A 22,658-nucleotide genomic window follows, 5' to 3' on the forward strand; every position below is an offset into this window, starting at 1 on the left:
TTATTCATGACAGATAGGTAAGGGTTTGAAGTTATCGCTCCCTTTTCCCCCTGCTAGCACCGTACGTGCGGCTTTCACCGCATACGGCGCCCCAACTAATCCAATTCATTCATTTCTATGTAATTAATAGAAGCACTTTGATTCCAATTTATGATTGAGTCGTTTCCGCAATGTTTTCGGAGTTCATTTACCTTTTGGATTTGTTTTTTATTTAACTCTAGAGTTTTCATTAAATCTTTCATCTTTTCAATATCCTTTAAATGAACCAGGCGGTGGACGATTTCATGCAGCACAATCAAATTTGAGTACGTGTCATCTCTGGAGAGATGATACGGGACTTTATGATGACAGTGCCAATCATGTTTGCCTAGTTCAATACCTGTAACGGCACATTTTCCATATTGGGCAATGAACTTACTTATGCGGTTATCGTTGTACTCAATTGTACGATTAGGAATGAAGTTTTTCATGATGTAACTAAGTACGCTTTTGTCAATCGCTTTTAAGTTATGGTGTATTTTATCTCTTCCTTCTGCTGTATAATTGCAGATTTCTTGAGAGAAACATAGATTTGTTTTATGCCGTTGGGCATAAATGGGGACAAAAACCATTTGTTGAATCTTATAATATTTTGGTTTATACCCTTTATAGCGTTGTTGTAGTGTACTTGTCATATCAGAGAATTTTGCTTCTTTTCTTAGATTCTTTAATCGATTGTATAAAGTCTTGTTTAACAGAGAGGTTAACTCACTTAGATTATTTGTGATGTTGGTTGCAGGAGCGTAGTAGTTTTGGATTCCCATGACAACCTTATTAAAGTGCCAGACGGTTTCGGCACAAGGGTTCTTTTGAACAGTCTTAATTGCATCTTTAATTTTAGAGAATGATTGCGATTTCGCTTTCCTCGTCATATTGGACTTCGCAACGTACCCAAACCTTGCTTTCTTTTTCCGTTGAACTTTCATAGAAAACCCCAGGAATTCTGACGAATTCTTTTTTAAGTTCACCACTTTTGACTTTTCATCGCTCGTCTCAAGGTGTAATCTTTTTTTAAGAAAGTCTTTGATAGCGTAATTCATTTTAATGGCTTGTGTCCGAGTACGGCAGACGACTTTAAAGTCGTCTGCATACCTTACAATGTAGCATTCTTTTAGGTTAGACCGTTTTTTCAGTGCTTGATATTTACTGCCAATGAACTTATATTTAAAATCACTTTCAAATGTTTCCCATTGATTACTTACCCACCAATCTAGTTCATTAAGGACAATGTTTGATAAAAGTGGAGATAAAATGCCGCCTTGAGGAACGCCTCGTGATGGCACACCTTCACCCTCGATTTCAGCTTTTAAAAGTCTTGAAATGATGGCTAATAACTTCTTATCTTTTATTCCCAATGACCAAACTTGTTTAAGCAATTTTCCATGATGAACATTGTCAAAGAAACCTTTTATATCAACATCAATACAGTGGAAGAGTCCTGTTTGGTTGATTAGAAATTCGAATCTAGCTTTCGCATCATGCGTGCTTCGATTCTGTCTAAATCCATAGCTGTGATTGTGAAATTTTGCTTCGCAAATCGGTTCAAGAACTTGTAGGATGCATTGTTGAAGGATTCTATCCCAAATGGTCGGAATTCCTAATGGTCTTACTTTGCCATTTACCTTCGGTATAAACACACGCCTTACTTTTTGTGGCTTATACATTTCAAACATACCTTGAACTTTTCCAATCACTTCTTCAACCGTCAGGTTCTTTACATTATTAATTGTTAATTTATCTGTGCCCTTTGTTTTACTCCCTGTATTTCCTTTAATGTTTCGATAAGCAAGACGTATATTTTCATTGGAACATATTAGATCCATTAAGTCATAGAAATTTTGACCATTAACACTTTGAGCATACAAGTTATCAAAGTATCTTTGCATATCATAATACTCATTGTGTCTCAGTTTCTTCCGTTTCAACAAGTCGGTGACTCCCTTAGGAGTTGAACCTCTTTTAGTCTTACAAGAACCTTATTATTCGATAAAGAACTGTCTTACATGGTTGAATGATTCTTCATTAGTCTAGTGGCTATCCCTCCAGGTTGATTAGACCGTTCATTGGTACTGTGCCACCACTTTCACTGATATAAAGAGAAGTTATACAACAACTATTATCATTATTGCTTTCCTTATCACCGTTTCATTAGGAGTAAGCCCTCCACGTTATCAGCTTACAACGTTGAATTATATCTATTATAGATTGAACTTAGGTGCTTCCTGTAAGCCTGTTAGCATTCATACGCCTGTAACGTATCATGGATTTTAATATTAATTAATCTTACTCACCCATATCTAACCTCACAATTTGGTGATATACACATTTCTATGTATCGCAGGTATAGACCCGTACATCCAGAAGTTTGTCAGCTTAACCTTTTCTTTAGGTCATTTAAGCATTCTCACCATATTCAATCAACCCAAGCATCATGATTTACACCACCCCCGCGGGTAGGCTTTCGTCAGCTCATTTTAGCTGATACGGTAAATTCTTACGCCTTTTCACCGAGCTCTTAACACTATCTTTCTTACTAAATCCAGTGCTAATCGACTAAGAGAGAACCCTTCCAAGCGTTACCTCTTCATTTGATTCTTCGATATAATCCTTCAATTCCATAAGGAATTGTCTACCTTTTACCTGAGTAATGTGTAACCACTCTCAGCTGTAGTAGAAACATTTCGCACAATTANTCAATCAACCCAAGCATCATGATTTACACCACCCCCGCGGGTAGGCTTTCGTCAGCTCATTTTAGCTGATACGGTAAATTCTTACGCCTTTTCACCGAGCTCTTAACACTATCTTTCTTACTAAATCCAGTGCTAATCGACTAAGAGAGAACCCTTCCAAGCGTTACCTCTTCATTTGATTCTTCGATATAATCCTTCAATTCCATAAGGAATTGTCTACCTTTTACCTGAGTAATGTGTAACCACTCTCAGCTGTAGTAGAAACATTTCGCACAATTAACCTGCCCTTTAATTGAACAATCCCTTTATCTATATATTAACATAAAATCCCATAAAACCTTTAAAAAATCCTCTATTATGAATAAAAAACGCACAGATAACCAATCACTGTGCGTTTTTTAGTGTGAATTTAGTGAAAATTATACAGCTATTTGGGTAGCGAATAGGGCTGTTATTTGACATTTTGTACTCCAAAACCGAACCCGTTACGTTTATCGTCTGTTTTTTTATTTGCCTGTTTTCGCAAAGATTTTGGCTTTCTTAATCATTATGGATTTCCGCTTCAGGCGGACGACTCCGCGGGGCGGGCGGTGAGCCTCATCGGCTTTGCCTGCGGGGTCTCACCTGTCCCGCTAGTCCCGCAGGAGATCGTACGCCTTCCGCTTCAATCCTCCTACGTAAAGGATGATGATGGTATAAGCGCATTCTATATCAGCAAAGTTAGCAAAGAGACTTTAAATAGACTGTATTCGCTTTTAATTGCTTTCAGCAGTATCTACCTTCGGACACTAAGATTTCTCTCTGGACCGGTGAGCCGCTCATTTCTTTTGGCTACAAGAATATAATAGCGTTATCTAACAAATTGATAATAAAACAGCAGCAAAGTTTACGAAAAGAGCCTTTTATTCAGATAGAAAAAGATGGTGGAATTCATCTGACTGATCCTTCTCTCGGAGATTGGAATTTTTGGTTTATAGACCAGTATCCACTGCTTTTGTCTTTCTCTTAGAGCATATTTTTCAGTTTACCAACCAGTAAATGCTGCTTTCCCCTTCTCATTCACGCATTCTCTGCTTATATAACACGTGTAATTTTCACGCCCTTAGTGAACAAGAAAAAAACTCCCCGAATAAGACAAGGGAGCCGTTAGTTCCTCGATATCTTTCCAATGAGACCGCCCATTTTAACTTTCACGGGGACCTTTAACTCTTCATTTAGGTGGAATTTCCCTTTTTCAAAAAGAAGGATGACGGTTGATCCGAAAGAGAAATATCCGACTTCCTCTCCCTTTTCCCATTTCTCACCCTCGTGAGTATACTCTATGGAGTTGACGAACATCGCTCCTACTTTCACAAGGCACATTCTGCCTGTCCCATGGTCTACTTCAGTCATTGACCTGAAGTTCTTTGCCAGTGTGCGGACTCCATATTTGAGGCCGAGTTCATTGACGGGGTAACTATGGCGCCCAAGATCCCATCTATCGATGACTCTGCCGCTCAGCGGGCTGTGAATGCGGTGGTAATCTGCCGGACTCAGATACAAGATCATATATTGTCCGCCTTCATAGGCTTCAGCCTTCTCGCTGCTTCCGAGCATCTCTTCAATTGAATAGTCTTTTCCTTTCACCTTCATGTTCAGCGATTTGGAAACTATTCCTGTATCAGCAAGCATGCCATCCACCGGACTGATGACATCACCTTCCGCTCCCTCGATGCTTCTCATTCCCTCTTTTAAGTTTCTGATAAAAAAGGAGTGCAGATCAGGATACGCTGCTGCCTCTTTTTCAAATTCGGCTATATTGATGTTAAAGGTTTTTATATAAGAAGGGATGAACCTTGCACTTATGCCTGATTGCACAAATCTTCTCAGCAAAAAGGATGTCCACCTTTTATTTGTCAGTTCAATAAAAGAACGATAAAAAAACTTTCTCACCATTGCAGCTCCTTCAATGTATAGTAGTACTTATTATTATACACTTGTCCCGAAACGTCCACCTTTTTTTAAAGGACTGCTTTCGTAAATATTGGGGATTTTGGAAGAAACTGATTTCCGTTCAGCATCACGATTCCTCGGGCCGGAATCCCGGCCTCCTTGGCTTGCCTGTATAAAAAGTGAAAGCGCCTTGCTCAGCATCGAACAGGCAAATGTTCTCAAGAAAAAAAGGAGCTTTTCCCTTTTATTCTCTTGAGGTTATTTGACCCCTAGGGGCTAGGCGCTGGAACTAGACGTCATCAAAAATGGAAGCCCCAGTCAGCCCGGATAGCAAAAACAAAAAAACCGGGCTGTCTTTTCACCCGGTTTAATCTCTAACTAATAGTGATAATATCGCCAGCAGCCGAAAAGGAACAGCAGAATGATCAGGACGACAGCCAGAGCCAAGTAGAACCCCCCATAACTTCTCGGTGGATATACAGGAGCATAATAGTACGGATAACCGTAGACCATTTTGGAATCCCTCCTATCTTTGTTGTTATATCTATCTTATGCGGATTGGGAAATTCGTGTATAGGCCGAAAAATTTCTCTACTCCTCCAAAAGAATCCTTTCGGAAAACAAACTAAATTGTAAGGACGTGCAAGGACAGAACATTTTAAACATATGATTCATTATAGGCTGAAGTCCTTAAATGGAGGTGAAAGTATGTCCGCGATCGCTACTGCTATTGGCTATTTTCTGAAAGAGCTTATCTTTCTTGTATCTTACGTGAAAAATAACGCTTTTCCACAACCGCTTTCATCACAAGAAGAAAAAAAATACTTAAGAAAGATGGCTGAAGGCGATGAGAATGCAAGGAATATTCTCATTGAGCACAACCTTCGTCTCGTCGCACATATTGTCAAGAAATTTGAAAACACCGGAGAGGATCCGGAAGACCTCATCTCAATCGGTACAATAGGATTAATTAAAGCCATTGAAAGCTATTCGGAAGGCAAAGGAACAAAGCTTGCGACTTATGCAGCAAGATGTATCGAGAATGAAATACTCATGCACCTGAGAGCCTTGAAAAAGACCAAGAAGGATGTTTCTCTTCATGACCCGATTGGCCAGGACAAAGAAGGCAATGAAATCAGTTTGATTGACATCCTTAAATCCGACGCAGACGACGTTATTGAAACCATCCAATTAAGCATGGAGTTAGAAAAAGTCAAAAAATATATATGCGTGCTCGACGACCGTGAAAAAGAAGTGATCATCGGCCGCTTTGGCCTGGATATGAAAGAGGAAAAGACACAAAGGGAAATTGCAAAAGAACTGGGCATCTCAAGAAGTTATGTATCACGAATTGAGAAGAGAGCATTAATGAAGATGTTTCATGAATTCTACCGTGAAGAAAAAGAGAAGAGGCAGTCCTCATAAACAAAACCTGCCGGCAATATAAAAAGCGCAAGCGGCCCTTTCAGCCCCGACAGGAAAATGTTCCCTGGAGAAAAAAAGGCGGTCTTTCCTTTTCTTCTCCGGGGAACATTTGACCCCGAGGGGCTGAGTCCGTTCCGGTGGTACGGACCCTCGGCCGCCGGATTCAGAAACGCTGACTAATTATTAATCTTAGAGCAGGCAGCCAACGAGGCTGCCTGCTCCTTTTCGTAAGATTATTATCAATTATTAAAGCGGAAGCCATATGGCTGGAGAAATGAGTAAAAAAAAGAGACCATCACAAGGATCATCTCTTCAGCACGATGGATCGCCAATATTAGTCGACGCTTACTTCAGCAGCAATGATAATTCCAATGGCAGTTGTCAGCAATAGCCCCATAATCATTGAGAACATGTTCTCCACTCCTTCGTTTTGAATTACTCTATTTCTTACTTCTATTTTATTACAAGAAACTTTCCTTCAACGGGGAGAAAGTGAACAGTTATTTACTATGCAGTGACAACTTTGTGAAATGGTTCACTCCCCTCTTAACAGGTTGTTTAAATTTATTTGGGAACACATCCACGACGCTAAGCACCGTCAGGCAGATAGTTGAAGAGAGCTTCGAGCATTTAACCAAAAGGGCTGGCGCTGAAGAGTAAATGGTTACATAGAAAAAACCTATAAAAAATGCCCGAGTAGATTAAAGTCTCATTCGGGCATTTCTTTATTTTCGCTTTTTTCTTTTTATTACCAAAGTCAAAAGGGTTACATTCAAAAACATACATTTCACCTTCCCAAAAATAGTTGTTTTGTGTTAAGTATCTTACTCTCAACAATGACAACTTCTATATTTGGTGAAGAGAAACAGAGTCTGCAGCATAGTTATGCAGAGTCTTTCTCCACCCAGATTGCATTTAGACGTTTCACCTGATAAAAAACCATATGTTTTTCTCCTCTCCATTTTTATATTTCCTTCTTTTTCTAGAATAACCGAACGGATTCTTGCTTCAATCTGTTTTTTTCATACTGCTTAGTTACCATCTGATCGTGATCATACTCATTGAACGAGGGCTTATGCTTTTTAATGGTTATGCTCATGAATAATATATTTAACGTCATACGAACACCTCCCTTTTCTTATTGATTTGCCTGACATCTTTATGTTAGTACAAACGGACCGAATCTTGCTTTAACCTGTTTTCCTGGTAGTGCCTGGATACGATTTCATCATGATCGTACTCTTCTACAGAACGATTTCGTTTCTTGACTGTTATGCTTATGAACAGAATATTCAGCGTCATATTATCACCCCCTATTTCTTTCTTGAAAAATTTGCTGCTATCCTTATAACATCTTGAAGGTTTGCTGCTTTAATTTGCACTCCTCGTATTGCTTGAATACTGCCAAGTCATGATTGCATTCTTCAACGGAACGACTTTGTTTCTTGAAGGTAACGCTCAAGAAAAAAATATTTAATGTCATCCGAACACCTCCCTCTTTTTTATAGTTCATACCATAAAAAAAGCCGCAAAGAGATACCTCCCTGCAGCAGACACAAAAAAGCCGCAGGAATGTACACACTCCCGCGGCTTGGTATGATATTGATTGTAGTTTCATTCCATTACGAAATAATCAATCCACCGGCGATCGAATGTGTAAAACAATATTCAGTTGATGAGATTGCTTTTTGCACTGCTTTGATTTTCATCATTTCATTCGACCTCCTTTTCTGAATGTTATTTCCTTACAGAGGTAAGTATATCCAATTCAACAGGAAATGTAAACCATTTTTCTGCCCTTTTTTCCAGATTTTTTTATCAGACAATTAAAAGGGATTTTGGAATGCTATACCAGATTAAATAAAAAACTCTTACATTCCTTTTCCCGGAAGCAAAGCAGGCTTGAGAGAAACGATGCACATACTTCACTAAATGGTGCACAAAAAAGACCGGAAAGGGATTTCCCTTTTCCAGTCTGGTTTCACATATTAACCTGCTCATCATCCATTTCTGTCAGCTTCTTCTTCAGCCTTGCCGCCTGGTAGAAAAAGAGTCCGGAGAACCCCAGCATGGTGACCGTTCCCCCCATGAGCATGTAAGTTTTAAATAGTGTTTTTTCTTCTACTGGGAGTACCGCGCCAAGATAAAGAAAAACACTGAGCGATATCAGCACAAACGCAAATCTTTTATAATCTATAATTTTATCATTTATATTCTTTTTGATCGTTTCCAAATAAGATCCCCTCTTTCCATTGGGATTTACAAAAAAGGTCTGTTTTCACTGTAACACAGAAAGCAGGACAATTATCCATGTAAATCACACCAAGTATGGAAAGAAGGGAAAGCCATTGGGTTATTTTAGTTTAGATACCATTTTCATGACCAGGTTGGCTGAATTAACTGCTGCGGTTTCCAGGTATTGATCAAAAGACACGTGTGATTCTTTTCCGGCAATATCAGAAAGAGATCGGATGATGACAAACGGGACATCAAACTGATGAGAAACCTGAGCAATCGCCGCTGCTTCCATTTCAACCGCCTGCAAATTATCAAACTTATCACGGATAGCTTCCACACGGGCAGGGTCATTCATGAACGAATCTCCTGTAGCAATCAGTCCTGACACTACTTTGACATCAGATGTTTCTTTCGCACTTTGGGCAGCTGTCTCTTTCAATCGTTGGTCTGCTGTGAAAGCTGCAGGCAGCTGTGGAACCTGTCCATACTCATAACCAAAGGCAGTTACATCAACATCATGATGTCTGACATCAGTGGAAATGACGACATCTCCCACATTCAGGTCCGCATCAAATCCGCCTGCAGAACCGGTATTGATCACCGCATCCGGTTTGAACCTTTCAAGAAGCACGGCAGTACTCATAGCCGCATTCACTTTCCCGATTCCAGAACGAAGCAGGACAACCTCCACATCATGCATCCTTCCTGATGTATATTGACTCCCGCCAATGACCTCTTCTTTCGCATCCTGGATGTTTTCCCTGAGCAGTCTTACTTCTTCTTCCATCGCTCCGATAATAGCAATTTTCATATTGGATACCCTCATTTCATTCACCTTATTGTATACTCATAATGTGAGTCAATTTTATAACCAGCCTTCTGACAATGTTAATAGCCTAATTAGTATTATAAAATTATTTAATGTAGCTATTCTAACCCAAGTGATGATGATTTTCCACATTTCGCTTATGGATTATACACTAGAATCCTGGCTGAAGGAAATGATGGTTTGTTCTAGGGCTGATTTCCGGGCGGCGGCTGCTAAAAGAGTTTGTTTCCACTCCAGCTGCTTTGTACAAGAGGCATGAATCTTCATAAAAAATGAAAAAATTATCAACTTTACTAGGAGGCCCATATGAATATTGAATTTGATTTGATTCAGGACAAAATTGAATTTTTTGAAGCAAGAGATCTGCAGACATTAGAGAAAAAAATCAACGAGCAGATCGGACATAATAAAAGCATCCTGCTTGCTGTCCATTCTGTTTCCCACAATGTAAGTCTTGATGAAAAAGGCCACCGCCTGTATTCTGCTGTAGTTCATTTTAAAGTTAAATAAAAAAAGCGCAAGCGCCTTGATCCGCCCCGACAGGAAAATGTTCCCTGGAGAAAAAAGGCGGGCTTTCCTTTATTCTACAGGGGTTATTTGACCCCGGGGGGATTGGAGCGGAAGGCGCACGATCTGATCTCCTGCGGGACTAGCGGGACAGGTGAGACCCCGCAGGCGAAGCCGAGGAGGTTCACCGCCCGCCCCACGGAGTCGTGCGCCTGCAGCGGAAGTCCCCTACTTTTAAACAGCTAAAATCTATACGGATACAGCTTATAAATAACATCACCATTAACTAACAGAGCCTTAAATAAAAAATGCCCTGTGCTGAAAATCAGTACAGGGCATTTTTCTATCAGTCTTTATCATTCTCAATAAGTTCCAGCATTTTTACAGGTTTCCAGCCTTTTCCGTCTACCCACTGAAGATATACACGGTAAGTCGTCGATTGGTCTTTAGGTGCTACAGTACCGATCGCTTTATCTGGTCCGCCGTTTCTTTCCAGCCACCAAACCGTCATGTTATCTTCAGAAAGACCGGTAGCATAAGAAAGAGCTTGAACCTTTTCTTGCCAATCCGCTGAATTCTCCTCATACTTTGCTACATGTTCTCCTGTTTGTTCAGTACCGATAGGCTTCCAGCTTGGATTTACAATTTCCTTTTTTACATTGGGTTCGTCACTGTTTTTGACGATTTTTTCACCATTATCAGATGATGTTTCTTTTTCATCTTCATTCTTTTTGTCTTTCTCTTCTTTCTCTTCTTTTTCTTCTTTTGGCTCTTTGCTCTCTTCATCGCTTGCTAGATCTTCACCGTCTGCGACTGGTGTCTCTCCATCGGCATTTTCAGAATCAGTATCAGATTCCTCTTCGGTTTCCGGCTCTTCAGAAGAGTTTTCGTCCTCTGATGCTTCCTCATTTTCTTCAGTGTCTTCATCGGTGGAAGCAGGTTCTTCTGTTTCCTCGTCTTCTTCTTCAGAAGCACTGCTGTCTGCTACATCAGTATCGGAAGCTGAGCTGTCTCCTGCTGCTTGTTCTGTGTCATTCCCCAGAAAAATCGTGGCACCGACCACAACGATCAGCAGCAGGACAACCCCTATCAGGCTATTTAAAATCACATTTGATTTTTTCTTCGCCCTTTTATCTAAACGTGAATTATATTTCGGCATACAAATTACACTCCTCTAAATTCATAATACCTCTATGAAGGCTCTTTTTCTCTTTTACCCATTCTATCACGCTTATAAATTCATCAAAAGAAATTTGATAAAAATAAGAATGTTTTCCTATTCGTTTTCCGCTTCCTTGGATAGATGAATCATATCTGTAACATCTTTAAACACCGGATAAATACCGCCTTCGTTTTCCATGACATCCATGTTGACAACCGCTAAAGCATATTTAGGATTATCAAACGGAAAGTATCCTGCAAACCATTTATTATATAGTTCCTTATCACCGCTATATTGGCCGGTCTGTGCTGTTCCGGTTTTCCCAGCAATCTCATAGGCAGACGTCTGCAGAAATGCAGCTGTTCCAGATTCCCCTGCTACAACATTGCGGAGATATTGCTGCATTTTCATCGCTGTGTAGGGAGAAATAGCCTGGCTGTCTTCTTTTTGTACAGGAAAGTCTATCAACTCTGTACCATTTTTATATCTTATTCCACTCACAACCCTCACGCTCTGCTTCCTGCCGCCTCTGGCAATGGTAGACATCATGTTGGCTACCCCGATTGGAGTCACACGGACTTCTCTTTGCCCAATCCCGGTTTGAGCGGCAAAATTTGCATCTTTTCGTTCATCATCATTAATGAAGACTCTTCCACTATCAATCTGGAGCTGCTGGAAGTCTTCATAATGAAAGACACTCCCTTTCCAGCCAATATCCCCTATTAAGCCAAGTTTTTCTGCATAATCGTCAAGAGTTCTCGCATTTTTTTCTGTAAGGTTTTTGGAAATTTCGGCGAAAGTGCGGTTGCAGCTGACTGCAAAGCTCTCATTGATATTGATGGTTCCATGCGGTTTATCAGCAGGCACACCATAAATATCCTCATCACAATTAAACACTTCATTTTCATTAACAAGATTAAGATCAATCGCAGCAGAAGCCACAACGGTTTTGAAGACCGAACCAGGCACGATTTCTGAAGCCATCAGGTTCTTAGCACCATCATCTTGAAAAGGTGTGCCCTTTTGAACGGATGGCCTGGAAACGCTGGCTACTATATCCCCTGTTTCTATATCCAGGAGCACAGCCCCTCCTTTTTTGATAGAGTGCCGGTCTATTAATTCTTCCATTTGTTCTTGTAAAGTGGAATCTATCGTTGTCACAATATTTAAAGGATAAAAAGGGTTTGCAGGCGCCAAGTATTTTACATCAACACCGAACAACGGCCCTCCTCTCGCATCCACATGATAAATCAACTTTGATTCCTGCTCGGCTATCAGCCACTCATCAAAGGATCTTTCCAGGCCGGAAATTCCAATTTTTTGAGTAGCACCTTTAACTCTATCAGGATATCTGGCATGAAATCTTTCTTCATTTTCGCCAGTCAACCCTATTAACTGCTCTGCAATGATTTCTTCCTTAGGGTATTTGCGCTTCAAGGCAAACACACCTTTCAGCTTTAAGTTATTAATTTCACTCATCTGGTTTTCGTTCAGTATGTATGGGGTTTTGCCTCCATATACAAACGGAGCTTTTGCCTCTTCAATCTCAGTGTGCAGTGTTTGTTTTGGAATCCCCAGGATATCTGCGACTTTAGCTGCATCCCAATCCATTCTTGCTAAAAAAGGAAATAATATGAGAACATTCTTGCTTTCATAATTGATAGATTCCCCGTTCTTGTCAAGGAATGTACCCCTGCCTTCATCTATGGTCAGCTGTTGAGTTCTTTGATTCACACTATTTTCAATTAAATTAATTTGATTTTTAGAGAAAGACTCTGCTTCCAGTAATTGAATTTGAACGAGCCTCAGCAGCAGTCCTGCCATTCCAAGCAGAACCAAACCACTGAAAAAGTATATTCGCTTCTTTTTCATCTAAGAACACCTCGTAACCATTGTTGACGATTTGAGGAGAAACATACTTCAGTTGATAAAAGCACTGCATTTTCGCATGGATCAGCAGCCAGAGTTATTGCTGCTATTTCAGCCAGGGAGGAAGAAATCTGTGCAGGGACGACCGGCTGTTTCCTAAAAGCAAGCTAAAAGAATTCCTTCTTCACGAACCGGCTATGCAGTTCTAAGATTAGCCGCATTCTTATGCAAAAAGAGCGCCGGCAGAAAGAATCTTAGTACAAAAAAACGAGCCGTTTTATAAGGCTCTTTTCCTAAACTTTGCTGCTATTGGATACTACTCCGAAGAAATATCATTACCAAGAAGGAAATATACAGTAAAAACGAAAAGAAAAGAGCTGCTCTTCACCGATAAGATATAAAACTCTTAGTATCCTGAGAAAATCCGGCTCTTGTGAATTTTTCTAAAACAACAATATATGCGAAAACAGCCTTTTATAAAGAAATAATTATGGACTTACTGCATATGTTTTGTATGAAGAGAGGTGTTTAAGTTGTACAAAAAAATAAAAAGAAAAGGTGCCGCTCCTCTGCCGCTCAGATATGTATTCCTGATATCTCTCGTTATATTTATTTTTTTAACCTCACAAAGCTTGTTTATCATTAATAAAGGAATCGAACCCGCTTTAATTGAGATCGCCGAAACGCGTACCCGGCAAATAGCAGCTCAAGCCATCAATGATGCTATTTCAAAAAAGATTGCCGAAGGAATAGATATCAATAAGTTGATTGTGAAACATGAAGCCAATGATGGAACTGCCTATAGCTTCGACCCTACTATATATAACAGGGTCATTGCAGAATCCACCGAAAGAGTTCAGCAATATTTGGATTATGTAGAAAGTGGAGAATTTGAAAAACTGCAATCATTTAAATCCGGAATTGATATTGATTATGAGGAGAGCAAGGAGAAAAAAGGAATTGTTTATTATATACCCCTCGGATTAGCAACCAATAATACTTTACTTTCGAATCTGGGCCCGCAAGTTCCCGTTCAATTTGAAATCATCGGGGATGTCCAATCCAGTGTTGCAACCGCCGCAAGAGAATTAGGAATAAATAATACTTATATGGAGGTCTACATTAACATTTCTGTTGAGATGAATGTCATTATTCCAAGACGCACCGAAACCATAGTAATAAAAAATAAAATTAAAGTCGGCGATTTATTTATTCCAGGAAAAGTACCGGAATTTTATAACGGATCAGGTGAGGGCGCTTCACCATCTATTGAATTGTCTCCTTAATGGTGAGCTATAGAAAACGTAGTATATGAAGTTGAAAAAATGAAAAAATCCTGCTGCTTAATCGCAGCCGGTTTTATTTATATGTATAGACCTACAATAGTAAGGAGGATGTATCTCGCTTACCGAGCGAGGTAGATAATCATTCGTTTTTTCCGTTTTGATGTACCCCGCTTTCCGAGCGAGGTACATTATCTTTTATTTTTTCCGTTTTGGTAGTGTACCTCGCTTCCCGAGCGAGATACATCATCTTTCGTTTTTTCCTTTTTGATGTACCTCGCTTACCGAGCGAGGTACATCATCTTTTGTTTTCCTCGGTTTGATGTACCTCGCTTACCGAGCGAAGTACATCATCTTTTGTTTTCCCTGTTTTGATGTACCTCGCCTCCCGAGCGAGATACATCATCTTTCGTTTTCCCTGGTTTGATGTATCTCGCTTCCCGTGCGAGATACATCCTCTTTCGTTTTTTCCGTTTTGATGTACCCCGCTTCCTAAGCGAGGTACATCATCTTTCGTTTTTTCCGGTTTGATGTACCTCGCTTACCGAGCGAGGTACATCATCTTTTGTTTTCCCCGTTTTGATGTACCTCGCTTCCCGAGCGAGATACATCATCTTTTGGTTTTTCCGTTTTGATGTACCTCGCTTTCCGAGCGAGGTACATTATCTTTTGTTTTCCCCGTTTTGATGTACCCCGCTTCCCTTGCGAGATACATCATCTTTTGGTTTTTCCATTTTGATGTACCTCGCTTCCCGAGCGAAGTACATCATCTTTTGTTTTCCCTGTTTTGATGTACCTCGCTTTCCGAGCGAGGTACATTATCTTTCGTTTTTTCCGGTTTGATGTTCCTCGCTTACCGAGCGAGGTACATCATCTTTTGTTTTCCCCGTTTTGATGTATCTCGCTTCCCGTGCGAGGTACATCATCTTTCGTTTTTTCCGTTTTGATGTACCTCGCTTTCCGAGCGAGGTACATCATCTTTTGTTTTCCCCATTTTGATGTTCCTCGCTTCCCGAGCAAAGTACATCATCTTTCGTTTTCCCCGTTTCGTTGCCCCTAGCCTATGATCCAGCTGGATAGTTCTTCCCACTTATAACTAAAAAAGTGGTGAAGGCAATCAAGCCCTCACCACTTTTACATGATATTAGTTAACCGCTGTAATTTTAACGCTCATATCTCCGCCTGGAGTATTGACGTTTACTTTACTCCCGACCTTATGGCCAAGAAGGCTTTTGGCAATTGGAGAATCATTCGAAATCTTTCCTTCGAATGGATCAGCCTCTGCACTTCCGACGATTGTATAAGTCTCTTCGTCACCATCTGGAAGCTCGATGAATGTAACCGTTTTACCAAGTGTTACTGTGTCGGAATTCATTTCGTCTTCTTGGATGATTTTTGCGTTGCGGATCATATTCTCAAGAGTGGAAATCCGGCCTTCAACGAATGCCTGCTCGTCTTTCGCTGCATCGTACTCGGAGTTCTCTGATAAGTCGCCAAAGCTGCGGGCAATCTTGATTCTTTCTACCACTTCTTTACGTTTAACGGACTTCAGCTGTTCTAATTCTTTTTCTAACTTTTCTTTACCTTCTGCTGTCATTGGATATACTTTTTCTGCTGCCAAAATACTTCACTCCTTATAAAAAGTATAAGAACCTCCCACCGGTCCTTTATGTACATAAGCGTGTACCTTGTGCTGGGGAATTCAGCCTCAGCTTATTCTTCTATTGCAATTCAGGGAATGGACATGAAAGGCGGGTGTCACTCCTTGTACCTTTTGTCCATTCCCTTAAAAAGAATATTTTCTTGAGGTTGATCCATGGGGATAATAAACATTTTTGAAAATCGCTGTATGTTTTTATCTATGCTATCGTATTACAAAAATGATTTTTGTTCAAGAATTGTTTGAATTTTTGTTACCATTAAATCAATTGCGACGTGGTTATGCCCGCCTTCCGGAATGATGACATCCGCATAGCGCTTTGTCGGCTCAATGAACTGATTATGCATAGGGCGTACCACATTGATGTATTGGTCAATGACTGAATCAATGGAACGTCCCCGCTCCTTAATGTCCCGAAGCATGCGGCGGATGATTCTCAAGTCAGCATCCGTATCCACATAAAGCTTGATATCCATTAAGTTACGCAATCTTTCATCTTCTAATACCAGTATTCCCTCTAAAATTATGACGTCCTTTGGTTCAACCAGTAAAGTATCGTCTGAACGAGTATGCATCTTGTAATCATAAAGCGGCTTTTCAATGCTTTCGTTTTTCAATAACTTCATGAGATGCTTGATCAACAGCTCATTATCGAAAGCCAATGGATGGTCATAATTCGTTTTCAGTCTTTCCTCGAAAGGCAGGTGGCTTTGATCTTTATAATAATAATCCTGCTGGATCATCAGGATGGAATGTTCTTGAAATGATTCATATATAGAGCGGGTTACACTTGTCTTTCCAGACCCCGATCCTCCGGCTACACCGATAACAATTGGCTTGTGTTTCATTGAATAGTGGAACTCCCTTCATCTCCGTGCTGCAGACCCGCATATGTCCAGCGGGCCATTCATTGGCGTAATTTAGTGTCTATGTTATTTTTTCCTGCTGACAGCCAGCCCGTCACCCACTGGGATGATAACCGTATGATAGTCAGGATGATTCATCAGCCAATCGTTGTAACTTTTCAGCTTTTTGACCATATTGCGGATTCGCTTATTCTCTACATTTTCCTCTGCCACCATTCCTTTAAACAGAACATTGTCAGAGTATATGACTCCGCCCTCTGCCAGGAAAGGTGAATAGAGATCAAAGAACTTCTGGTATTGTCCCTTCGCTGCATCGATGAACAAGGCATCAAACGGCCCCTTCGATTCTGCCTCCTGGACTGTTTCCAATGCGTCGCCGAAAATGATATCGAGCTGATCATTCTGTGGAGAACGTTCAATAAAATGCAACGCCTGCTTATAACGGTTCTCATCCCTTTCAATCGACACAATCGCAGCATCCGGAAGGGCTTCAGCCATTCTTAGCCCCGAGTAGCCTATTGCCGTGCCGATTTCAAGGACTCTCGCCGGTCTTTGTATTCTCAAAAGCTGGAGCAGGGTTTCAATACCCGCAAGTTCCATGATGGGTACGCCTTCTGCTTCGGCAAAAGTTTCCATCTCGCTTAACAGTTCGCTGCGGTCCTTTATTAATGACTCAATATAACCATTAACAGCATTATCCAAGATATTCACTCACTTTCCTGCTTTAGGAGGCGATTCCGCTGACTAGTCTGGCTGCCTCAGCTGTAAGCCTACATAAAAGTAGAAAGCCCGCAAGCTTTCCACCTGATTTATTAATAAAGTTTGTTATGTTTATCTAAAAAACACTTGTACTATTTTATCACATAAAAAAGAGGAAAGCGAATAACTTTCCTCTTTTGCACTATTATTCAGAAGTGATATATTCCGCCTTTTTCTCATTATGTTCATCCAGCGTTTCAGAATAATAAACTGTTCCTTCCTTGGAAGCCAGGAAGTAGAGATATTCCGTAGTATCCGGCTGAAGTGCAGCTTCAATGGATGTTAATCCTGCATTGGCGATTGGTCCAGGCGGAAGTCCTTGATTCTGATAGGTATTATAGGGAGAATCTACTTCAAGATCCTCATATAGTGTCCTGGATTTGTGTTCACCGAGAGCATAAAGAACGGTTGGATCCGTCTGCAGCGGCATTTCTTTTTCTAAACGATTATAAAACACGCTCGCTATTTTGCCGCGGTCAGCCTTTTCTGTTGCTTCTTCCTCTACCAAAGAAGACAAAGTCAGCAATTGATGGACTGAAAACTCCCTGTCTGCCCTGGATGCTTCGTATTGAGTCAGCACATCCTGTGTCTGGGAAATCATCTTTTCAATGATGGTTTCCAACGAAGGTTCTTCCTCATAGAAAGGGTAGGTAGAAGGATAGAGATAGCCCTCAAGCGGATGTTTGACATTTTCATGGAGGATATCCTCTTCTATCAACAGGTCAGGATACTTCCCGATAAGTTCTTCAATAAAACTTCTATCATCCAATTTCTTGACGATTTCTTCTGTTTCATATTGAGATTTTTCGGCAATCTTTTCAGCTATCTGCTCCAATTGGTAACCTTCTGGAACTGTAATGTTGAATTCTGCCTCCATCATGACTTTTCCTGTTTTCAAGCTGTTAATGAGTTCATCTAATGTCATTGCAGGCGTAAGATCGTAGTTTCCAGCCTGGAATCCTGACTCATTATTAAATTTGACATAGTATTTAAAGACATGGGCGTTTTTAATGATACCGTTCTCTTCTAATATATTTCCAATGGAGGTCACCCCGGAACCAATGGGGATTTCCACGTTAACGGACTTATTACTATCTTCGTCCACTGGCTTTAGCGCTGATTTAATATATAAATAGCCTCCGACAGCTGTTCCCCCAATGATGATAAACAAGGCAAGGACGATAAATCCTACAATTTTCCGTATGACTTTAGCTTCTTCTTTTCGCTCTATTAGTTTGGATAAGAGAATCTCTCTTTTTGATTTTTTATTTTCGTTCATTTCATATTTCCCCCTCTCGAGCAAAAAACGGGGTTCCCCCTTAAAATTCGACATGCATCTTTTATATTATACTACATTTTCCACCCAAAAAAAGAGGACATTCTGCAAAAAAGGAATCTTCTTCCCTTTTTCAGAATGCCCCCTTTTATGGGTGCTTCTTATTCTTCTTCTTCTTCCTCGTCAAGGAACGTCTCAAGCATTTCTTCGATCATGTCCCACTCTTCTTCTGTTTCGATCGGCTTCAATTCTCCTTCTTCGCCTTCATCTCCTGGAGAGAATGCAGAAGCATGGATTTCGATTTCTTCCTCTTCAGTCTCTTCCGCACCTAACGGATAGTAAAGTACATAGGATTTATTGAATTGATCTGATTCAAAAGTGAACAATACCTCACAAAGCTGTTCATTTCCTTCTTCGTCAATAATTGTAATTTGCTTTTCGCCATGTTCCATTTTTATACACCTCTTATTTTTGGCTGTCCAAGTACCCTTGCAGGATAAAGGCGGCAGCCATTTTATCGATTACTTTTTTGCGTTTCTTCCTGCTTACGTCTGCTTCAAGCAAAATTCTTTCCGCAGCCATAGTCGTTAAGCGTTCATCCCATAAAATTGTTGCAACACCGAGCTTGTCCTCCAGGAGTTTCGCATATTTTTGTGATGCTTCCCCCCGGGGACCTACAGTATTGTTCATATTTTTCGGGAAACCGATAACCACCTTGTCAACCTCATATTCCTTGATCAGCTCATCCACCCGCTTCAGGCCGAATTCTGATTGGTTTTCATTGATGGCTATCGTTTCGATGCCCTGGGCTGTCCAGCCCATCGCATCGCTTACTGCTACGCCGACCGTTTTCGAGCCGACGTCAAGTCCCATAACGCGCATGTTTTACCCCTCTTTGTGCTGCTTTAAATAAGATTTCACCAGCACTTCAATGATCTCATCCCGCTCTAAGCGGCGGATGATGTTACGTGCATCCTGATGTCTGGGAATGTACGCAGGATCTCCAGATAACAGATAACCTACAATTTGATTGATTGGATTATATCCTTTTTCCTGCAAAGCATTGTGAACCTGGAGCAAGACCTCGTTAACATCCTGTTCAAATGGTTCCTCCGAAAAATTAAATCGCATTGTTTTATCAAAAGAGCTCATATTTCGCACCTCTCTTTAGGCTTGGTGTATTCTGGCAAACCTGTCTTATTACCTTCATTGTACACCACTTTAGTGTCGATTTAAACGGATTTGATCCATTCTTCTACAAACTTCAGGGCTTCATCCAATTTTTCGGGATTCTTGCCGCCTGCCTGAGCCATATCCGGACGGCCTCCGCCGCCTCCGCCGCAGATTCCTGCAACTTCTTTTACAAGCTTTCCTGCATGGTATCCTTTTTCGATCAGATCTTTAGTCACCCCTGCGGTAATGCTGACTTTATCATCCTGTGAAGACCCCAGCACTACTACAGCCGACCCTAATTTTTGCTTAAGATCATCGACCATGTTTCTAAGGGTATTCATATCCCCTCCAGCGATTTTAGCTGTAAGGACATTCACTCCTTCGATTGTTTTCACCTGGTCTGTCAGACTGCCGGCTTCAATGTTGGATAACTTGCTGGAAAGTGATTCATTTTCGCGCTGCAGATCCTTCATTTCAGCAAGAAGGCTGTCGATTCGGGAGACGATATCTTTTGGTTTGGATTTAACCTTATCAGCAGCTTGTTTTAATATGCCGACTTGTTCATTGAGGAGATTATAGGCACCTTCTCCAGTCACCGCTTCAATTCTGCGTGTTCCTGCCCCTATCCCGCTTTCTGATACAATTTTGAACAGGCCGATTGCGGATGTATTGCTGACATGGCAGCCCCCGCAAAGTTCAAGACTGAAATCCCCGATAGAGACTACACGGACAGTATCCCCATATTTCTCTCCAAATAAAGCCATTGCGCCCATTTCTTTTGCTTCTTTCAGTGATTTATAATTCGTGCCTACTGAAATGCTGTTCCACACTTGTTCATTGACGATTGCTTCAATCTTTTCCATTTCCTCAGAGCTTATACTTCCGAAGTGAGAAAAATCGAAGCGGAGGCGATCCGGTTCCACTAGTGATCCAGCCTGGTTGACATGTCCGCCGAGCACGTCTTTAAGCGCTTGGTGCAATAGGTGAGTAGCTGTATGGTTCTTGATGATTTTACTGCGGGAGTCTTCATTCACCACTGCCTTTACTTCCTGGCCTTGCTTCAGTGTACCTTCTTCTACAACAGCACTGTGAAGATTCTGGCCATTAGGAGCTTTCTTGACATCCTTGACAGCAACTTTTACGCCATCAGCCAGTAGCACCCCTCTGTCTCCGATTTGCCCACCGCTTTCAGCATAAAATGGAGTCTTATCCAGGATGAACTGAATTTCAGCACCTTTTTCCGCTTTTTCAACCAGCTCATTGTTAAAGACTATTGCTTCAACTTTGGAAGCCGCTTGAAGTTCATCGTAACCAACAAATTCACTTCCAACTTTGATGTCTCCCAATACTCCGCCTTGAACCTGCATAGAACCGGTATCCTGGCGGGCAGAACGGGCACGGTCGCGCTGAAGCTCCATCTCTTTTTCAAAGCCTTCCTGGTCGATACTCATGCCTTCTTCTTCTGCGTACTCTTCTGTCAGTTCGACAGGGAATCCATATGTGTCATAAAGGCGGAAAACATCTTTTCCGGAAACAACTGTTTTCCCTTCGTCTTTTTCTTTTTTAATTACAGAAGAAAGGATGGTAAGACCTTCATTCAAGGTTTCATGGAAACGTTCTTCCTCGTTTTTGACCACTTTCTGGATGAACTCTGTTTTCTCTTTCACTTCAGGGTAGAAGTCCACCATGATTTCTGCAACAACCGGAACCAGCTCAAACATAAACGGGCGGTTGATATTGATTTGCTTTGCGAACCTTACCGCACGGCGCAGGAGCCTTCTTAGAACATAGCCGCGGCCTTCATTCGATGGAAGTGCTCCATCTCCCACAGCGAATGAAACGGTTCTGATATGATCGGCAATCACTTTGAATGCAACATCTTTCTGATCCTCGGTGCGGTATTTTTCTCCGGAAACCTTCTCTACAGCTGAAATAATCGGCATGAAAAGGTCTGTATCAAAATTAGTCGGAACTCCTTGAGCGACACATGCCATCCTTTCAAGACCCATTCCAGTATCAATGTTCTTTTTCGGCAGCGGAGTATACGTGTTATCAGGATTATGATTGAATTCAGAGAATACCAGGTTCCACACTTCAAGGTAACGGTCATTTTCGCCGCCTGGATATAATTCAGGATCCGCCGGGTCATCTCCATACTGGGGTCCGCGGTCATAAAAGATTTCGGTGTTCGGTCCGCTTGGCCCCTCTCCGATATCCCAGAAGTTACCCTCGATCCGGATAATTCTTTCAGCAGGCACGCCGATTTTATCTCTCCAGATTTCAAACGCTTCTTCATCTTCAGGATGGATTGTCACTGACAGCTTCTCGGGATCAAACCCTATCCATTTTTCATCTGTAAGGAATTCCCATGCCCATTCCATTGATTCCACTTTAAAGTAATCGCCAATGGAGAAGTTGCCAAGCATTTCAAAGAAAGTATGGTGGCGGGCTGTTTTCCCGACGTTTTCAATATCATTGGTTCTGATTGATTTTTGAGCGTTTACAATACGCGGGTTTTCAGGAACCACGCGGCCGTCAAAATATTTCTTCAATGTTGCGACACCACTGTTGATCCACAGTAAAGACGGATCTTCATGAGGAACGAGTGATGCACTCGGCTCAACCCTGTGGCCTTTTTCTTTAAAAAAGTCTAGAAACTTTCTTCTGATTTCTGCACCTGTCAATGATTTCAAGTGAATTTCCTCCTTCATTTTTTCAATTTCAACCAAAAAAGCATACAAAAAAGCCCCCATCCCTGGTCAGGGACGAGAGCTTGCTCGCGGTACCACCCTGGTTATGAATTCAACAATTGAATTCATCACTCTGGAGCCTTAACGCGGCGAACGGCAGGTTTGCTGCACTCTGGATTAGCGTTCTGTTATCCTTCATCTGGAATTTCTTTCAGCCGGGGAAATTCCTCTCTTCCGTGCGCGAAGCACTCAGATGG

General features: G+C 41.2%; 21 protein-coding genes. 3 read left to right on the forward strand and 18 right to left on the reverse strand.

All coding sequences use genetic code 11. From position 1 onward, the window contains the following. Positions 1 to 95 precede the first annotated feature (95 nt). From ltrA to FZC79_RS23760, 3 genes are all read right to left on the reverse strand, one after another. The gene (gene ltrA / locus FZC79_RS03395) at positions 96 to 1,925 is read right to left on the reverse strand and encodes a group II intron reverse transcriptase/maturase (RefSeq protein ID WP_187442651.1); all 1,830 of its coding nucleotides are present in this window, start codon (positions 1,923 to 1,925) and stop codon (positions 96 to 98) included. 1,953 nt (positions 1,926 to 3,878) lie between these two features. Further along, a complete protein-coding gene (locus FZC79_RS03400) occupies positions 3,879 to 4,664 on the reverse strand; it encodes a phosphatidylserine decarboxylase (protein WP_148945474.1) in 786 nt (261 codons plus the stop codon). Between the two features lie 378 nt (positions 4,665 to 5,042). Continuing rightward, the gene (locus FZC79_RS23760) at positions 5,043 to 5,177 is read right to left on the reverse strand and encodes a hypothetical protein (RefSeq protein WP_286365352.1); all 135 of its coding nucleotides are present in this window, start codon (positions 5,175 to 5,177) and stop codon (positions 5,043 to 5,045) included. A 195-nt stretch (positions 5,178 to 5,372) separates the two neighbouring features. On the opposite strand from FZC79_RS23760, the gene sigK reads away from it, so the two are divergent. Then, positions 5,373 to 6,089, forward strand: a complete 717-nt coding sequence (gene sigK, locus FZC79_RS03410; protein ID WP_148945476.1) for an RNA polymerase sporulation sigma factor SigK — start codon at positions 5,373 to 5,375, stop codon at positions 6,087 to 6,089. A gap of 982 nt (positions 6,090 to 7,071) precedes the next feature. Here sigK and FZC79_RS03415 read toward each other — a convergent pair. From FZC79_RS03415 to mtnN, 5 genes are all read right to left on the reverse strand, one after another. Continuing rightward, positions 7,072 to 7,209 (reverse strand): YrzI family small protein, encoded by a 138-nt coding sequence (locus tag FZC79_RS03415; RefSeq protein WP_148945477.1) that lies wholly within the window; start codon positions 7,207 to 7,209, stop codon positions 7,072 to 7,074. 44 nt (positions 7,210 to 7,253) lie between these two features. Beyond that, complete coding sequence (locus tag FZC79_RS03420; RefSeq protein WP_148945478.1) at positions 7,254 to 7,391, reverse strand: YrzI family small protein; 138 nt, start codon at positions 7,389 to 7,391, stop codon at positions 7,254 to 7,256. 43 nt (positions 7,392 to 7,434) lie between these two features. Further along, a complete protein-coding gene (locus FZC79_RS22945; RefSeq protein ID WP_187442628.1) occupies positions 7,435 to 7,572 on the reverse strand; it encodes a YrzI family small protein in 138 nt (45 codons plus the stop codon). Between the two features lie 498 nt (positions 7,573 to 8,070). Then, positions 8,071 to 8,322 carry a YrhC family protein gene (locus FZC79_RS03430; protein WP_148945480.1) on the reverse strand — a complete coding sequence of 84 codons (252 nt, stop codon included), beginning with the start codon at positions 8,320 to 8,322 and terminating at the stop codon, positions 8,071 to 8,073. Between the two features lie 120 nt (positions 8,323 to 8,442). Beyond that, on the reverse strand, positions 8,443 to 9,138 hold the full coding sequence (gene mtnN, locus FZC79_RS03435) for a 5'-methylthioadenosine/S-adenosylhomocysteine nucleosidase (RefSeq protein WP_148945481.1): 696 nt from the start codon (positions 9,136 to 9,138) through the stop codon (positions 8,443 to 8,445). Between the two features lie 324 nt (positions 9,139 to 9,462). Between mtnN and FZC79_RS03440 the strand changes: the two genes are divergently transcribed. Further along, positions 9,463 to 9,666 (forward strand): DUF2536 family protein, encoded by a 204-nt coding sequence (locus FZC79_RS03440; protein WP_148945482.1) that lies wholly within the window; start codon positions 9,463 to 9,465, stop codon positions 9,664 to 9,666. A 343-nt stretch (positions 9,667 to 10,009) separates the two neighbouring features. On the opposite strand, the gene FZC79_RS03445 is transcribed toward FZC79_RS03440, so the two are convergent. Beyond that, a complete protein-coding gene (locus tag FZC79_RS03445; protein WP_148945483.1) occupies positions 10,010 to 10,822 on the reverse strand; it encodes a YrrS family protein in 813 nt (270 codons plus the stop codon). A 117-nt stretch (positions 10,823 to 10,939) separates the two neighbouring features. Next, positions 10,940 to 12,697 carry a peptidoglycan D,D-transpeptidase FtsI family protein gene (locus tag FZC79_RS03450; protein WP_148945484.1) on the reverse strand — a complete coding sequence of 586 codons (1,758 nt, stop codon included), beginning with the start codon at positions 12,695 to 12,697 and terminating at the stop codon, positions 10,940 to 10,942. A gap of 530 nt (positions 12,698 to 13,227) precedes the next feature. Between FZC79_RS03450 and yunB the strand changes: the two genes are divergently transcribed. Then, positions 13,228 to 13,980 carry a sporulation protein YunB gene (yunB, locus tag FZC79_RS03455; protein WP_148937756.1) on the forward strand — a complete coding sequence of 251 codons (753 nt, stop codon included), beginning with the start codon at positions 13,228 to 13,230 and terminating at the stop codon, positions 13,978 to 13,980. 1,141 nt (positions 13,981 to 15,121) lie between these two features. Here yunB and greA read toward each other — a convergent pair. From greA to alaS, 8 genes are all read right to left on the reverse strand, one after another. Continuing rightward, complete coding sequence (greA, locus tag FZC79_RS03460) at positions 15,122 to 15,598, reverse strand: transcription elongation factor GreA (protein ID WP_148937757.1); 477 nt, start codon at positions 15,596 to 15,598, stop codon at positions 15,122 to 15,124. A gap of 251 nt (positions 15,599 to 15,849) precedes the next feature. After that, a complete protein-coding gene (gene udk / locus FZC79_RS03465) occupies positions 15,850 to 16,485 on the reverse strand; it encodes a uridine kinase (protein ID WP_148945485.1) in 636 nt (211 codons plus the stop codon). 84 nt (positions 16,486 to 16,569) lie between these two features. After that, positions 16,570 to 17,205 carry an O-methyltransferase gene (locus FZC79_RS03470; protein WP_148945789.1) on the reverse strand — a complete coding sequence of 212 codons (636 nt, stop codon included), beginning with the start codon at positions 17,203 to 17,205 and terminating at the stop codon, positions 16,570 to 16,572. 202 nt (positions 17,206 to 17,407) lie between these two features. Next, a complete protein-coding gene (gene mltG, locus FZC79_RS03475; protein WP_148945486.1) occupies positions 17,408 to 18,541 on the reverse strand; it encodes an endolytic transglycosylase MltG in 1,134 nt (377 codons plus the stop codon). A gap of 158 nt (positions 18,542 to 18,699) precedes the next feature. Next, a complete protein-coding gene (locus FZC79_RS03480; protein WP_148945487.1) occupies positions 18,700 to 18,990 on the reverse strand; it encodes a DUF1292 domain-containing protein in 291 nt (96 codons plus the stop codon). 13 nt (positions 18,991 to 19,003) lie between these two features. Beyond that, the gene (gene ruvX / locus FZC79_RS03485; protein ID WP_148937760.1) at positions 19,004 to 19,420 is read right to left on the reverse strand and encodes a Holliday junction resolvase RuvX; all 417 of its coding nucleotides are present in this window, start codon (positions 19,418 to 19,420) and stop codon (positions 19,004 to 19,006) included. Positions 19,421 to 19,423: 3 nt separating this feature from the next. Continuing rightward, positions 19,424 to 19,690, reverse strand: a complete 267-nt coding sequence (locus FZC79_RS03490) for an IreB family regulatory phosphoprotein (protein WP_113927454.1) — start codon at positions 19,688 to 19,690, stop codon at positions 19,424 to 19,426. 80 nt (positions 19,691 to 19,770) lie between these two features. Continuing rightward, positions 19,771 to 22,404, reverse strand: a complete 2,634-nt coding sequence (gene alaS, locus FZC79_RS03495; protein WP_148945488.1) for an alanine--tRNA ligase — start codon at positions 22,402 to 22,404, stop codon at positions 19,771 to 19,773. Positions 22,405 to 22,658 lie beyond the last annotated feature (254 nt).

The sequence above is a fragment of the Rossellomorea vietnamensis genome, assembly GCF_008180615.1.
GTDB lineage: Bacteria > Bacillota > Bacilli > Bacillales > Bacillaceae_B > Rossellomorea > Rossellomorea vietnamensis_D.